Genomic DNA, 15745 nt, shown 5'->3' on the forward strand with positions numbered 1-15745 from the left:
CTGATGCACAAGCTCTATTGCGGAAGAACATCTTTAATACGCTGGGAAATAACTGCTGTGACGCCCTGTTCCTTCATAGCAACTCCGTAAAGAGCATCAGCGATTTCCATAGTACGTTTCTGGTGTGTAATAACTAGGAGCTGCGAACTCTCTTGAAGCTCTTTGAATATATCGAGCAAGCGCGAAAGATTAACGTCGTCCAAAGCGGCTTCAACTTCGTCCATAACGTAGAAAGGAGAAGGACGCGCCTTAAAAATCGCAACCAAGAATGCCACCGCCGTCAATGAACGTTCGCCACCCGATAAAAGAGATAACCGCTTGACCCGCTTACCTGGTGGACGCGCCTCGATATCGATTCCAGTGGTCAAAATTGAATCGGGATCAGTGAGAACCAATCGTCCTTCACCACCTGGGAAAAGGCGTCCAAACGTAGCCGCAAACTCACGCTCAACATCAGCAAATGCATCAGTCATAACTTCGTCAACTCGTTTATCTATATCACGGACAATCGTTAGCAGGTCTTCTCGTGACTTCTTCAAGTCCTGGAGCTGCTCGGTAAGGTATTTTTGGCGTTCTTCAAGAGCAGCGTGTTCTTCCAATGCAAGAGGATTAATCTTACCCAACCGAGCCAAGTCCCGTTCAGCACGTGCTAAACGTTTCTCCTGCTGCTCACGCACATAAACCTTTTCCTCCCCTTCATCATCTGTAAACATCTGGTGCGGACCGTATTCGTCAACCAAAACCTGTGCATCCATGCCAACCGTATCCAAAGCTTTAGCCGCAAGTTGCTGGTACTTCAGCCTTAGCTCCGCAACAATCATTTCGTAACGGTGCTCTTTATCGTTGAGTTGACGTTCGTCGTTTTGCAATTCATCGAGACGACGACGCGCCAACAATAGCTCCGAATCGCGTGAGGACCGTGCTTCTTCCGCAATTTTTCTTTCAGAAGATACTTTTTCCAAAATCTCTTTGGTCTTTTGTAAAGCTGAAAGCGAATCATCGCTCACTCGCTGTGCAATCTTCGCCACTTGCTGGCGTCTAATCGCTGCCCTTTCTTCTTGAGCAATACGCGCTTCAACGGCTTTTGCAGAGTACTCCAGAGCCTCAGATTTGCCAGAGATTGCGCGTAGGCGCTCTTCTCTGGTTCGCAAGGCGAGCCTTGCTTCAGTCTCCGTAGACCGAGCAGCGATTGTAGCCGAATGCGCAGATTCACGCCGCTGATTGAGTTCTTTTACCCGGCTTTCTAGATCGCTCGGTTCACTTTCCACACGTTTCTGCTGCTCCTGGAGACGCTCCAGCTCTTCGCTCCGATTTTCAAGTTCCACCGAAATCTTGGTCCTACGCTGGGTATTTCGCTCAACCTCGTCCTGGGCAGACTTCAGTGATTGTCTCAGTACACCCAGTTGCGCTGTAACCGCAGCCAGTTGCGAGTCACGCGCATTGAGTTGCGCGTTGACGGAATCGAATTCTTCTTTCGCCTTTGCGTTTTTCTCTAGTGCCATTTCAAGGCTGGCCTGGGCTTGCACAAGGTTCTTGGTAGCCTTCTGAGCTTGCACCACTGCATCGTCATAAGTAGCCTGCCGAGCCAAAATAGTTGCTTGCTGTACTTCTCCGCCCCACGCTTGATGCTGGCTCAAAACATCGCCAAGAAGCGTAGCTACTCGCGGCGCACCGTTCTCTAACAGAGTTTTTGCGCTCACCAAATCAACGCAAAGCACAGTCCCTGCTAGAAGGGTGCAAATTGTTGCACCAACCGCCGTATTTGAGTCAATCACCGAGGTTGCCAAACACGCATTGTTATCACCCAGACCGGATTTCTCCAATGCCTGCTTGGCAGCAGAATTTGCATCTCCATCAGCAGAGGACTCTGTGGCAATAAGAAGCTCCACGTGACCGGCTTGAGACTCGCGTGCTGCGCGGAGTGCGTCGACGGCGTCGGCAACTGAGGTCATTACCGCTCCCCCAGCAATACCCGCAAGACCTGCTTCAACGGCAGCTTCCCAACCTGAGAAGATACGGACTTTATCTCGAACCAGACCATGAACCCCAGAGCGATATTCGTCAATGATCCAAGCTGTTGCATCTTCAGGAGTCAAAGAAAGTTCAAGTGTTGAAGCTTTTGTTTTCCACTCGACTGCAAGCGACTTTGCTTCCGCAAGCGCAACTCGAGCTTCTTCAACTGCATCATTTGCCTCTTGACTCTCGCGCGCAACTTCCTCATGGACAATCGAAAGGGTGTCATCTCCATCCGTATGCGCAACAATATCTTGCTCCAGTAAGGTAACTTGGTCAAAGGCATCGTCGGCACGTTTTTGAGCAGCTTCAATCGCTGCCTGCACACGTTGCTTTTCAGCAGTTAATGCCTCTACACGGGACTGAGCGGTGGCAAGCTGACCCTTCCATCGAGCAACATTTTCGCGTCGATCCGCTAAAGACCTATTAATGTGAAGTAACTCAACATCGACTTCTCGTTCCGCTTGCTCAGCTTGCTCCCTACTGGCAATTGCCGTACGCAGAGTAGCTTCAGCAGCCAGTACTTCTTTGCCTAGTTCATCTTCTTGCGTTTTTGCCTCAGCGGCACGTTCGCGAATCTGTTCAGGTGCCTCACCCCGATGGATCTGAGGAGCGGCCGTGTTTAACGATCGATTCCTTTCATCAGCCAATTGAGACAGCGCCCTAAATCTTTCTACCAAAGAATTCAAGCGTTGCCACTGCTCTGTTAAACCATTAATGAGCGGACTTGCTTCATTGGCTTCCTGCTGTAAATCAATGATTTCACGGCGAGTGCGCTCAAGCTTCTCACGAAGTTCGTTTTTTGCTTTTTCTAAGGCTCCATCATCAGAAGTTTGCGCCACTAACCTGGCTTGGGCTTGTGCAATGTCATCTGCGAGTAGTCGCGCACGCGCATCAAAAACAGCGCTCTGAATAACTTGGGCTCTACGCGCCGTCGCTGCTTGACGTGCCAGAGGACCAAGTTGTCTGCGCAACTCGGACGCAAGATCCTCAATACGTACCAAGTTCCCTTGCATCGATTCGAGTTTACGTAGCGCTTTCTCTTTACGACGCCGGTGCTTAAGTACCCCTGCAGCTTCTTCAATAAAGTTACGGCGTTCCTCCGGGGTGGCGGTAAGCACCTGATCGAGTCGGCCTTGACCGATGATCACGTGCATTTCTTTTCCCATACCCGTATCTGAAAGCAGTTCTTGGATATCGAGCAATCGGCAAGCTGTACCGTTAATGGCGTATTCGGATCCACCTGAACGGAACAGTGTTCTTGTAATCGTCACTTCGGAGAATTCGATTGGCAAAGCACCGTCGGTATTGTCAATCGTTAGCGAAACTTCGGCTCGTCCGAGAGCTGGACGCTTGACTGTACCAGCGAAAATAACGTCAGCCATGTTCCCGCCACGCAGGTTCTTAGCACCCTGTTCGCCCATAACCCATGCAAGCGCATCGACGACATTGGATTTACCTGATCCATTAGGACCGACCACGCAGTTAATGCCTGGTTCAAATCGCATAGTAGTCGATGAAGCGAAAGACTTGAATCCTCGCAGTGTTAGAGTCTTAAGGTGCACCGTTTTAGTGTATTACAAGAAAGAAAAATCGGGGTTGGTACAGCGTAAATTGCTGTACCAACCCCGAGAAATTAGAACCAGACGGAGATTTCGTATTGCGCTGATTCCACGCCGTCAGACGAGTGGATTAAGTTAAAGATTGAGTCGCCCTCCCAGGATCGAGCCAAGTCGCCCCGAATTGTACCTGGAGCAGCCTTGGTTGGATCAGTTGCACCTGCTAATGAACGCACACCTTCAACCACTCGATTGCCTTCAACAATAGCAGCCACCAGCGGGGCCGAAGTCATATACTCCACAACACTTGGATAGAAAGGCTTATCAACATGTTCGTGATAGTGCTTAGCTAGTAGTTCTTCGGTAGCGTCAAGCATCTTCATAGCTTTGATTTCGTATCCCTTTGACTCGATGCGACGCAGAATCTCACCAATGAGTCCACGTTGAACACCGTCGGGCTTAACAAGAATTAATGTCTGTTCAGTCATACCGCAATTGTAAAGGCTTGCGCGCATAGGTTTGTAGCCCAAAGTCTTAGAAACTTTGGACTACAAACCTATGGTCTATATTTACGCAGTTATTAAGTCTACGATTAAGCCAGACCGTCGGGCTTTCTGGCTCCTAAAATTTCACGAGCCTGTGCTGTAAGCATGATTGACCCCATGACTACAACCGAAGCAGGAGCAACTGAATCGGGGTCTACCGTTTCCGCGATATCGGCTGCGGTGGTAATTGCATTTCCCAAGTCTGGTTCAACAATTACGCGGTCCTCACCAAAAATATCGAGAGCAATCGATTCGAGTTCCTCGATGTCCATGGCTCGCGGACCACCAATTTCAGTAACCACGATGGCAGAGAACGCTGGTTCAATATTACTTAGGATTCCTTCAACGTCTTTATCGGCCATCGCTGAAAATACCACCACGCGTGGACCCGGGAAATACTCTTCCAATGCTTCCACAGTAACTAAAGCACCTGCTGGGTTGTGGGCCGCATCAACAATAATCGCCGGTGATCCCTTAACGATTTCAAGTCTACCCGGTGAAGTGGTGGACATCAGCGCGTGTTCAACAACATCACCGCCCAGTGCGCCTCCGCCAAAGAATGCCTCAACAGCGGATATAGCAACTGAAGCATTATTAGCCTGGTAGGCACCAATCATCGCTAACGGCACATCGACATAGGTCGCTGCCGGTGTCTTGATCGTCATCATCTGCCCACCGACCGCTCGTTCACGGCTTACAACGGTGAAGTCTTTACCCTCAAGAATCAAGGAAGCGTGCTGATTAAGCACTTTTTGGACTACAAGTTCCATCACTTCCGCATCTTGTGGTGCACAAACCAAAGTTTTACCCTCTTTGAGGATTCCTAGCTTTTCAGTTGCGATCTCACGAAGAGTTGAACCCAACCATTTTTGGTGATCGATAGCAACCGTCATAAGAACTGAAACATCAGCGTCAATGACGTTGGTGGCATCCCATTGACCGCCCATTCCGACTTCAACTACAGCGACGTCGATAGGCGCCATCGCAAAGGCCGAATATGCCATTACGGTGAAAACTTCGAAGAAAGACATCCGCGGACCACCATGAGCAACTGAGCGATCGTCGATTAAGTCGATAAAAGGCTTGACGTCTTCCCAAGTATCGATAAAATCAGCCGCAGAAATCGCACGCCCATCGAGGGTGATTCTTTCGCGGACGGACGAAAGGTGTGGGGACGTAAACCTACCGGTACGTAAACCTCGTTCGCGAAGCAGAGCCTCAATCATTCTCGCGGTAGATGTTTTGCCGTTGGTGCCCGTGATATGAATGGACCTATAAGCGTTTTGTGGGTTTCCCAATAGATCGAGACAGTCCGACACCCGGCTTAACGATGGCTGTACGTTGTGTTCGGGAGCGCGTGCCGAAATCTCTTCATAGATTTCTTGCACGCGACTCTCCAACGCCACGTCATTTGCCAACTGATACGTCGGATCAGGCTCTGCCTTGATCTCCTCGATAATCGAGGGATCTGGTCCCCCGATCAAGCCCGAGCTAAGTAGCGCCTCTAGGGCGACGGCATCGGGATCGAAATCGTCGTTCACAGATTCGTTTTCGTTTTCCGTCATGAAATCTTTTCTACGCTTACTTCAAGCTCGTCGCCACCGGCTTCAATGGCAGCTTCAAGCGTCAAGGTTTCGGACTTAATCATTTCAAGATGAGTTTGAACAGCTTGAACATGCTGTTGCGGAACCACAAGAGTAAGGCGAATGCGATCTGCCACATGCAGATCTTCCGACTTACGCTTGTCTTGAATCGCGCGAATGACATCTCGAGCGTAGCCTTCAGCTTCGAGTTCTGGAGTAAGGACGGTGTCAAGAACAACGAACGCTCCCGAGCTAAGGACCGTAGCTACTGAGCCCTCATCTGCTGAAACAACTGTTGTCAATTCAAATTGATGCGGTTCAAGAATAACTGCAGGCTCAACTTGCATTTCTACGCCACCGTCAACGAGTTTCCACGCACCCGTTTTTGCTGCCTTAAAGAGCGCAGAGGTCTGCTTACGCATCTGAGGGGAAAGTTCGCGCGGAAGAACCGCCAGCTCGTGCGAAACTGCCAATCCAGATTCTTCAGCCGTCAAGATCTTCACGTTCTTGACGTTTACTTCAGAACCGATGAGATCTACGAACGGATGCAGATCTTGGTCTGTCACCACAGTCAATGCCTGCAGTGGTTGGCGAACACGGAGCTTGTTCGCCTTACGCAAAGCATGCGTATTGGAGACGACGTCGCGAACTTCGTCCATCGCTGAAACAAGGATCACGTCGGCGATGTCATTTGGGAGCTCTGGCCAATCTTCGAGATGAACCGAACGCTTTCCAGTTAAACCGCGCCAAACTTCCTCGGAGATCATTGGAACCAGCGGAGCAATAACACGTGTTAGCGTCTCTAGTGCGGTGTAAAGCGTATCGAACGCAGCATCGTCTTCACTCCAGAAGCGATCACGCTGCGTTCGGACGTACCAGTTGGTTAAGAGGTCTAGGTAGTCGCGTACGGCGCTGGTGGCAGATGGAATATCCAAACCAACGAAGTGCTCACGGACTTCGTTGGCTAATTTTGCGGTGCGCGCCAAGAGATAGCGATCCATAACATCAAGGGCATTGACCACATCTGGGTTAGAGAAATCGACTATCTTAGCCACGTAGCCGTCACCGTTTCGGCAAGCCCCAGCGTAGAGAGCAAAGAAGTAGTAACTGTTCCACACGGGAAGAATAACGTGTCGGACCGCTTCGCGGATGCCCTCTTCTGCAACTACTAAGTTGCCACCACGTAGAACCGGGGAGCTCATGAGCATCCAGCGAACGGCGTCGGAACCGTAAACGTTGAACATCTCCATGGGATCTGGATAGTTACGTAGCGACTTTGAAGCTTTACGTCCATCGTTTCCTAGGATAATGCCGTGTGAAATACACGAGGTAAATGCTGGACGATCAAATAGTGCAGTCGAAAGGACGTGCATGGTGTAGAACCAACCGCGAGTCTGTCCAATATATTCGACGATAAAGTCACCTGGGAAGTGGCTCTCGAACCATTCTTCGTTCTCAAACGGATAATGCTTTTGTGCATACGGCATCGATCCCGAATCAAACCAAACGTCAAGGATATCTGGGATGCGACGCATCGTAGATTTACCGGTCGGATCATCTGGGTTTGGACGCGTTAGATCGTCAATAAATGGACGGTGCAGATTTGGTTGTCCATCACGGTCAAGTGGCAAGCGACCAAAATCGCGCTCAAGTTCCTCGAAGGAACCATAGACGTCTATGCGTGGGTAATCCGGGTTATCAGACTTCCACACCGGGATCGGAGTTCCCCAGTAACGATTTCGTGAAATCGACCAGTCACGAGCGCCTGCGAGCCAATTTCCAAAAATACCGTCCTTAATATGCTCGGGCTGCCACGTAATTTCTTGGTTAAGTTCCACCATACGATCACGGAATTCCGTAACCGCTACAAACCAAGAGGTAACTGGCTTGTAGATGAGTGGTTTGCGGCAGCGCCAGCAGTGCGGGTAGGAGTGGACGTAGGACTGTTCGCGAATCAATTTTGCGCGTTCGTTCTCCGGACGACGCGCCATCGATCCAGTTCCATCTCGCAAATCATTAATGATTGGACGGTTAGCATCAAATACGTGCATACCGGCATAATCGGAAACTGCGTTGTAGAATTTCGCGCCTTCGTCAACGGTCTCTACTACTTTGATTTCCGCACCAGCCAAAACGAACATATCGTCTTCACCGTAGGGAGCGATATGAACCAGACCGGTACCATCTTCTGTAGAAACATAATCTGCGGTGCAGATCTGCCAAGCATTGTGACCCGGAGCTTCTGATTCTCGACTATAGTAATCAAAAATTGGATAGTAACGCTGACCCGCCAGTTCGCTACCTTTAACGCGCTTGAGGATCGTCGGCTCGTCACCGAGTTCCTTGGCATATGCAGCGAGGCGAGGCTCAGCTACGATTACCTTTTCACCCGCGAGCACGCCTTCAGTCGGCTCTACCGTCACGTAATCGATCTCGGGTCCAACAGCGATCGCGAGGTTCGAGGGAAGCGTCCAAGGAGTCGTGGTCCAGATTAGCGCCAACTCACCGGATTCCATCCGCAAGCCAACAGTCACAGTTTGGTCCTGACGATCCTGATAGACGTCATCATCCATCTTCAGCTCATGATTTGAAAGCGGGGTTTCATCGTTCCAGCAGTATGGGAGAACACGGTAACCTTCGTAGACTAGTCCTTTATCCCAGAGGCGCTTGAACGCCCAGATAACTGATTCCATAAAGGTTGGATCGAGTGTCTTGTAACCGCCGTCGAAATTGACCCAACGAGCCTGGCGAGTAACGTACTCTTTCCATTCGTTTGCGTAGGTCATAACAGAGGAACGGCACGCATCATTGAATTTCTCGATGCCGATGGTTTCAATCTCTGATTTATCTTCAATACCCAGAATCTTCTCAGCTTCAAGTTCAGCAGGAAGACCGTGTGTATCCCAACCAAAATCACGATCAACCTTATGCCCCAGTTGCGTTTGGAACCGGGCGACTAAGTCCTTGACGTATCCAGTGAGTAAGTGCCCGTAATGTGGAAGACCATTCGCGAATGGAGGGCCATCATAAAACACGAATTCATTTGAGCCCTTGCTGCCCGCTTCACGGTTACTAATCGATGCTTGGAACGTTTTATCTTGTTCCCAGTACGCAAGAACGCCTTCTTCAATCTTTGGAAGATTTGGGGATGCAACAACATCGCCATCACGATGTAACGGATAGTGCTGACGCTCGCACATATTTGTCTCCTCATAGTGGGTCACGGCGAGGACGACGCAGAGTCACACTCTTTACCGCGGTACCACCTCGCTTGTTAAGGGAGTGCTCCCCTAACCGCTCTTTGGAGACTGATGACGAGTCCAACCGTCCGGTTCTACTGAGCAGTTTCCCGCCGTTCTTCCGGAAGCTCCCCGGTGATTGCCGGATCTACGCCTTTTCTAACGCACAGTTTAGCTTGCCGACAGGCATCAAGCTAGCTGGTTTGCCTCGATAGACGTTTTTGTGGGTCGATTAATATTTTGATCTCCACTCGAACCTGGACCAAGCAGAATCAAAATTCAAAAACTATCGCTATTTCTTCCGCGCCACGAGCGTATTGGAAGCTTGCGCAACCGGGCGAACGATCATCGAATCGATGTTGACGTGCGGAGGAAGTGAAACAGCCCAGCGAACAGCTTCTGCAATATCTTCGGCAACTAGTGGCTGTTCTACTCCCTCATATACCTTTTCAGTTGCGTGCACATCGCCACGTAAACGATTAAGGGTGAACTCTTCAGTTTTGACCATTCCAGGTGCAATGTCGATGATTCGCACGGGAAATCCAACGAGTTCTAGACGTAAAGTCGCCGGAATTTGCCGCTCAGCATGCTTAGCAGCGACATATCCTGCCCCTCCCGGATAGGTACCGTGACCGGCGGTGGAGGAGATGAAGACGACGTCACCACCGTTTTCTTTCATATGCGGCAAGACCAGCTGCGTAACCCGCAAGGCGCCAACAACGTTGATTTCATACATTCGACGCCAATCATCAACGTTTCCGTCTACTACGGTGTCCATACCTAGTGCACCACCTGCGCAGTTAACTAGTACGTCAATTGACCCGTAGGTATCGATCGCTTCACCGACTGCGGCGATGCCATCGTCGGTAGTGAGGTCAGCGGCAACGTAATTCGCCCCACAACGATCCGTTAGCTCTTGCAGTCTTTCTTCACGCCGCGCAGTGGCAAGTACCTGGTAACCAGATGCACAAAGAGATCGTACAATCGCCGCACCGATTCCGGTTGACGCTCCTGTAACTAGCGCACGTTTTGCCATTGTTATCTCTCCTTTGACTGATTCGAATCAGGTAACCACAAACACGAAACTAATTCGCGGATTTTCAGGTTTTGGTGTTGGACCCCATTTATCGATTGAACCCAAGACTCTGAAGTGATTCTACGCCCTTTACTATCGGCTTGAAATCTTATCCCGAACCTGTCTACTTGACTTGTATCGAACCGCTACGAGTAGAGTGAAGAAAACGAAGACTGGAGGAAGAATGCTTGGTTTCATCGGAGTCGGTTCAATGGGAAGCGCAATCCTACGTGGCGTTATCTCAGCTGGGATCGTGGCACCGGCAGAGATCGTATTTACTCGAAAAAATTCATCAAAGGCAGAGAAGGTCGTGGATGAATACGGTGTTTCATTTGTTTCTTCCAATCTTGAGTTAGTCGAAAAACTTGGGAAAAACGCCACGATTATTCTTGCAGTTAAGCCCTACCAGATGGCCGAAGTACTCGAAGAAATCGCACCTATTGCGCGTAATAACCGAGATATTTTGGTTTCGGTTGCAGCCGGAACTCAGATTTCTTCACTGATCCAGTTTGCTGGGACCGAGCAAAAGATTGTTCGTGCAATGCCAAATGTTGCATCTTCCATTCTTTCGGGCATGACGGCACTTTGCCCTAACTCCACTGTTACACAAGACGAGCTTGCCCACGTGGAAAACATTTTCAAGGCAATTGGTGAAGTGACCACGATCCCAGAAAAGAACTTCGGAGCTTTTGCAGCAATTGCCGGCTGCTCCCCCGCGTGGACTTTCACCTATATAGATGCATTGTCTCGAGCCGCAGTAGCCGCTGGGCTAACGAAAGACGAATCGCTACGCATCGCCGCACAAGCCGTAAAAGGTGCAGCTGAACTTGTATTAGAGAATCTTCCCGACGACGTTCGCCCCCAGGCGCTTGTAGACACGGTCACATCGCCTGGTGGCACCACTATCGCTGGACTGATCTCAATGGAAAAAGCAGGATTTACTAATTCTGTGGTGACCGGAGTTGAGGCCGCAATTCAGCAAGACAAAAAAATTTCTCAATCCAAGTGAGATGAATTTTTCTTGTCATTACTTACCTTAATTCAGGCAAATACGTAGTTCCACCAGCCTAAATATCTTCAACCTTGTTATAGAAACTTAAAGTTTCATAAAACTTTCGGTATTAGTTTTTCGAATTCGCCACATAAGGTCTCAAAAACGTTTTATATTGTGAGTACCACCAGTTGTTTCCACAAAGGAGTTGAAGACATGATCATTGGTGTACCTAAAGAGATTAAGAACAACGAATACCGCGTCGCCCTGACCCCACAGGGTGTAGATGCTCTCCTTAAACATGGTCACACCGTTTATATCGAAACGGGCGCTGGAATTGGTTCATCGATTTCCGATGACAAATACCTTTCCGCGGGAGCAGAGTTGTTGCCAACCGCTGAAGACGTGTGGTCCACAGCTGAGATGATCATGAAGGTCAAGGAACCTATCGAGTCCGAGTACGAACTCATGAAGGACGGTCAAGTCCTTTTCACTTATCTCCATCTCGCTGCTGATCGCCCTCTCACTGATAAACTGCTTGAGAAGAATGTTACGTCGATTGCTTACGAGACCGTCCAAACCGAAAAGGGTGGTTTGCCACTTCTATCTCCGATGTCAGAAGTTGCTGGCCGTTTATCCGCCCAAGTCGCTGCAAACCTCCTGATGAAGTCTGAGGGCGGACGCGGCATTCTTATGGGTGGAACCGCTGGAACCGCACGCGCCAAGACCGTTGTACTCGGTGGCGGAACCGCTGGCTATGAAGCAGCAAAAGTGGCAGCCGGTATGGGATCTCGAGTCACCGTCTTTGACATCAACATCGAACGCCTCATGTACCTCGAGGACGTAAACCGCGACGAAATTGATACCGCCTACTCAACACCACTCGCAGTTGCAGAAGCTCTGCGCGACGCTGATGTTGTTATCGGTTCTGTACTTATTCCTGGTGCTCGTACTCCACACCTCGTAACTAATGAAATGGTTGCCAATATGAAGCCAGGATCAGTTCTAGTTGATATCGCTATCGATCAGGGTGGTTGTTTCGAGGACTCCCATCCAACCACCCACACCAACCCCACCTTCAAGGTTCACAATTCAACCTTCTATTGCGTAGCAAATATGCCCGGCGTAATGCCACATACTTCGACTTATGCGCTCACCAATGCAACAATGCGCTACGCGCTTCTCCTGGCAGACAAGGGCTGGAAGGAAGCACTAGGCGCTCGCCCTGACCTCCTTCACGGTCTTATGACTTACGACGGAGCCTTATACTGTGAGAACGTTGCTTCTGCATTCGGCCAAGACTTCAAACGCCCACAAGAAGCTATCGCCTGAGGTGCCGAAGTAGTGCATTTTGCTATGGTGCGTCGAGGACCCTACATATCCTCGGCGCACCACTCGTTCCAAGCAACCCTATTAATCCGATGATTTCACTCTCGGCTACCACTACAACCCAGGTTTTAAGAGCGCAAAAACGGTTCGGACATCAATTTGAGATTGTTTCGCAAACACAGCATACAAAATAGTCCCAAGTACCCAATTTCAGAATTTTTGAAACTAATTTTTATGCGTATTTTTCTGAATTTTCGACCAGTTTTCTTTGAAATTTTTACCATTCATTTTCAGAAATGTATACGAAGGAAATCAATTTCCTTCAATTACCTCGGTTTTTACCTTGCAAAAAAATTTCATCCTGTTACTTTTAAGGCAAGATCAGGGAAAAACCACCGTCCACTCATCAATATTTTTGTACATAATTCAAATTGACGGCACATGTGGCGTGTGTAAAGATAAAGTCGTTATCTGGGCAGATAACGACAAAGATGTCATTGGAGGACACAGTGAACCCAACTGCCGAGAATCCCACCATCCTAGAGATGCGCAACATCTCAAAAGAATTTCCGGGAGTTCGTGCACTCGACAACGTCACCTTCCAAGTCACGCGAGGGAGTATTCATTCACTATGTGGCGAAAACGGTGCTGGAAAATCCACTCTTATGAAAGTTCTCTCTGGAGTCTGGCCTCACGGCACCTACTCCGGCGAAATTTTCTACGAAGGCGAAGAGTGCCAATTTAAGAATATTCGCGATTCCGAGACACGTGGTATCGTAATTATCCATCAAGAGCTTGCTCTTATTCCTGAACTATCGATCGCCGAGAATATTTTCCTAGGCAGCGAGATTAAGAGCGGAATGAGCATCGACTGGGTCGAAACTCGAAAGCGTGCTCGTCTCCTTCTAGCAGAAGTAGGTCTTGATGACGATCCAGATACTCCTGTGAAAGAACTTGGAGTTGGCAAACAACAACTCGTCGAAATCGCCAAGGCGCTGTCAAAGAACGTCAAGCTTCTTATTCTTGACGAACCGACCTCGGCACTGAACGAAGAAGAGTCCGCCCATCTTCTTGATTTGATGATGAAGCAACGCGAGCGTGGCGTTTCTCAAATCATGATCTCTCACAAGCTCAACGAAATCGCATCCGTATCAGACAAGATTACCGTTATCCGCGACGGTAAGACCATCGAGACGATGTCTGTTGACGATGGCAATATTGACGAAGATCGAATCATCCGTTCTATGGTGGGTCGACCACTGGATAACCGCTTCCCTGATCGCTCACCACGGATTGGTGATGTTGTGTTCGAGGTACGTAACTGGAACGTCCGCCATCCCGTCAACACGGACCGATTTATTTGCAAGAACGAATCCTTTAACGTTCGCGCAGGCGAAGTAGTCGGCCTAGCAGGACTCATGGGCGCAGGACGAACCGAGCTGGCACGCTCGATTTTCGGTCGCTCCTATGGAGTCTTTGAAAGCGGTCAGATCTTCATTAACGGTAAAGAAGTGACGATCAAGACCGTTCCTCAAGCAATTGCCGCAGGACTCGCCTACCTTCCTGAAGATCGAAAAGTTCAAGGCTTGAATCTTCTTGATGACATCAAGGGGCAAACAGTTTCGGCCAAATACAAGAAGGCTACCCATGGTGGTCTCTCGATCGACTGGCATCACGTCCGTCAAATTACAGAAGAATATCGACGTGACCTACGAATCAAGACGCCTTCGATCGATACCGGCGTTTCCACGCTTTCAGGTGGAAATATGCAGAAAGTTGTTCTTGGTAAATGGATGTACACCGATCCACAAGTATTGATCCTCGATGAGCCAACGCGAGGTATTGACGTCGGCGCAAAATTTGAAATTTACACGCTGATTTCAAAACTTGCAGAGGCAGGAATGGCGATCATCGTCATCTCCTCTGAGCTCCCCGAGCTCCTCGGAATCACAGACCGTGTATACACCCTTTTCGAAGGTGCCATCACCGGCTCAGTTCCTACCCGCGAAGCCGATCAGGAAACATTGATGCGCCTCATGAACCCCACCTCGTCTAAAAATCCAATCCAAGAAAGTAGTTACCAACGATGATGGCTTCTATTAAACAATTGCTCGGTGGCAACCTCCGCCAGCTGACCATGGTCATGGTCCTCTTACTGGAAATTCTCTTTTTCAATTGGCAAACAGGCGGAACCGTTCTTTCAGCACAGAATCTCCAGAACGTTATTTCTGGCAATGCTTACGTTTTGATCCTTGCAATGGGAATGGTACTCGTCATTATTGCAGGCCACATCGACCTTTCGGTAGGTTCCGTTGCCGCCGTCGTCGGTATCGTCCTAGCGATCATGACGACAGTCAACGGTATGCCGTGGTGGGCAGGCCTACTTATCGCGCTCGGTTGTGGCGTCCTCGCTGGTCTGTGGAACGGTTTCTGGGTTGCGATCGTTGGAGTTCCCGCCTTCGTCGTTACTCTGGCCGGAATGCTCTTCTTCCGTGGTCTTAACCAGTTCATTGGTAAGTCCACTTCTATCCCTGTACCAGGTCAAATTAAGATGCTCGGTGCCGGATACATGAACTGGCTTCCACCGATTTCTTTTGGAAGCTGGATCGTTAATACCGAAACAATTATCTTGGCGGTTTTAGCAACAATCATCACAATTCTCATGAAGTTGCGTCGCCGTGCACGCCTGATCAAAGCAGGTGCAGAAGTAAATCCAACCTGGATCTTCATCTCCCAGCTTGCATTCTTCAGTGCAGCAATCCTCATTCTCGGATGGGTTTTTGCAACCGGACGTCCTGGAACTTCCTTCCCAATTTCCGGTCTGATCGTCGTCGGTCTATTTCTGATCTACAACTTCCTCGCGCGCAATACCCCGCTTGGACGCGGTGTCTATGCGGTTGGAGGTAACCGCACTGCCGCAGCTCTCACCGGTATCTCGGTACGGCGTATCAATTACTTCGTAATGTTCAACTCCGCTTTCTTAGCCGCAATTGCCGCGATAGTCTTCGTCGGTCGCTCGGGAGCTTCAACTCCATTCGACGGTCAGAACTGGGAACTCGATGCAATTGCATCGGTATTCATCGGCGGTGCCTCGGTTTGGGGCGGTATTGGAACCCTTGGCGGAACGATGGTCGGTGCAATGGTTATGGCATTCCTCAACAATGGACTCCAGCTCCTTGGTGCAGGTGCTCACGTTACTTCGATGGTCAAGGGATTGGTTCTCCTTGCCGCGGTTGCCTTCGACGTCTTTTCTAAGATGCAGGGTCGCCCATCCATCATTGGTTCCTTAACCAAAGGGATCAAGAAAGACAAGACTGAACAAACAGCATTGGCCCAGGCGTAATGCATTGAGTCATAAATCAGCCACACGCGGCTGAAATATTAAGACTGCGGCTTCGGCCGTGGAGCGAT

The 15745-nt window shown here is 49.6% G+C and carries 9 protein-coding genes; 4 read left to right on the top strand and 5 right to left on the bottom strand.

What is annotated here, in order from left to right; all coding sequences use genetic code 11:
* Positions 1-14: 14 nt before the first annotated feature.
* From smc to EIH22_RS06985, 5 genes are all read right to left on the bottom strand, one after another.
* Positions 15-3578 carry a chromosome segregation protein SMC gene (smc, locus tag EIH22_RS06965; RefSeq protein ID WP_124055071.1) on the bottom strand — a complete coding sequence of 1188 codons (3564 nt, stop codon included), beginning with the start codon at positions 3576-3578 and terminating at the stop codon, positions 15-17.
* Between the two features lie 71 nt (positions 3579-3649).
* Entirely contained in the window at positions 3650-4060 is a 411-nt protein-coding gene (gene ndk, locus EIH22_RS06970) for a nucleoside-diphosphate kinase (protein ID WP_124055072.1), read from the bottom strand.
* Between the two features lie 104 nt (positions 4061-4164).
* The gene (locus EIH22_RS06975; RefSeq protein WP_124055073.1) at positions 4165-5682 is read right to left on the bottom strand and encodes a bifunctional folylpolyglutamate synthase/dihydrofolate synthase; all 1518 of its coding nucleotides are present in this window, start codon (positions 5680-5682) and stop codon (positions 4165-4167) included.
* The gene (gene ileS, locus EIH22_RS06980; protein ID WP_124055074.1) at positions 5679-8900 is read right to left on the bottom strand and encodes an isoleucine--tRNA ligase; all 3222 of its coding nucleotides are present in this window, start codon (positions 8898-8900) and stop codon (positions 5679-5681) included. The genes EIH22_RS06975 and ileS overlap by 4 nt, the downstream gene beginning before the upstream one ends.
* 331 nt (positions 8901-9231) lie before the next feature.
* Entirely contained in the window at positions 9232-9975 is a 744-nt protein-coding gene (locus EIH22_RS06985; protein ID WP_124055075.1) for an SDR family NAD(P)-dependent oxidoreductase, read from the bottom strand.
* 223 nt (positions 9976-10198) lie between these two features.
* On the opposite strand from EIH22_RS06985, the gene proC reads away from it, so the two are divergent.
* From proC to EIH22_RS07005, 4 genes are all read left to right on the top strand, one after another.
* A complete protein-coding gene (gene proC / locus EIH22_RS06990) occupies positions 10199-11023 on the top strand; it encodes a pyrroline-5-carboxylate reductase (RefSeq protein WP_235001810.1) in 825 nt (274 codons plus the stop codon).
* Positions 11024-11221: 198 nt separating this feature from the next.
* Positions 11222-12337 carry an alanine dehydrogenase gene (ald, locus tag EIH22_RS06995; RefSeq protein ID WP_124055077.1) on the top strand — a complete coding sequence of 372 codons (1116 nt, stop codon included), beginning with the start codon at positions 11222-11224 and terminating at the stop codon, positions 12335-12337.
* Positions 12338-12843: 506 nt separating this feature from the next.
* Positions 12844-14424 (top strand): ATP-binding cassette domain-containing protein, encoded by a 1581-nt coding sequence (locus EIH22_RS07000; protein WP_456061856.1) that lies wholly within the window; start codon positions 12844-12846, stop codon positions 14422-14424.
* Positions 14421-15677 carry a sugar ABC transporter permease gene (locus EIH22_RS07005; RefSeq protein ID WP_200829204.1) on the top strand — a complete coding sequence of 419 codons (1257 nt, stop codon included), beginning with the start codon at positions 14421-14423 and terminating at the stop codon, positions 15675-15677. The genes EIH22_RS07000 and EIH22_RS07005 overlap by 4 nt, the downstream gene beginning before the upstream one ends.
* Positions 15678-15745 lie beyond the last annotated feature (68 nt).

It is taken from the genome of Arcanobacterium ihumii (genome assembly GCF_900604515.1).
In the GTDB taxonomy this organism is placed as follows: domain Bacteria; phylum Actinomycetota; class Actinomycetes; order Actinomycetales; family Actinomycetaceae; genus Arcanobacterium_A; species Arcanobacterium_A ihumii.